Consider the following 521-nt stretch of genomic DNA (forward strand, 5'->3'; position numbering starts at 1 on the left):
CTCGATCGGCCTGAGGTCTCGGTGGTCGATGCTTCCTGGTCGTTGGCGACGGCGCGGGCGCATTTGTCGCAGCGGGCTGCGGTGGTCGCTGACGGTCGGGAGTCGTTGCTGACGGGTCTGGCCGCGTTGGCCGTGGGTGAGCCGGGTGTGGGTGTGTTCGCGGGTTCGCCGGTGTCGGGTAAGACGGCGTTTTTGTTCCCGGGTCAGGGTGCGCAGCGTGCGGGGATGGGTGTGGCGTTGGCGGGGGTGTATCCCCGGTTCGCTGAGGCCTTGGATGAGGTGTGCGCGGAGTTGGATGCGCGTCTGGGTCGGTCGGTGCGGGGTTTGTTGGCGGCGTCGGTGGGTTCGGTTGAGGCCGGGTTGTTGGATGCGACGGAGTTCACCCAAGCCGGGTTGTTCGCCGTCGAGGTGGCCCTCTACCGGCTCGTCGAGTCCTTTGGTGTTCGGGCGGATTATCTGATCGGGCATTCGGTGGGGGAGATCGCTGCGGCGCATGTGGCTGGGGTGTTGTCGTTGTCGGA

Annotated in this window: 1 protein-coding gene; it reads left to right on the plus strand. The window is 66.8% G+C overall.

Translation table 11 applies throughout. The features are described from left to right. A partial coding sequence (locus ACLQ28_RS34480; RefSeq protein ID WP_425690444.1) for an acyltransferase domain-containing protein occupies positions 1 to 521 on the plus strand: 521 nt, incomplete at both ends.

The sequence above is a fragment of the Micromonospora sp. DT201 genome, assembly GCF_049841575.1.
Classification (GTDB): Bacteria; Actinomycetota; Actinomycetes; order Mycobacteriales; family Micromonosporaceae; genus Micromonospora.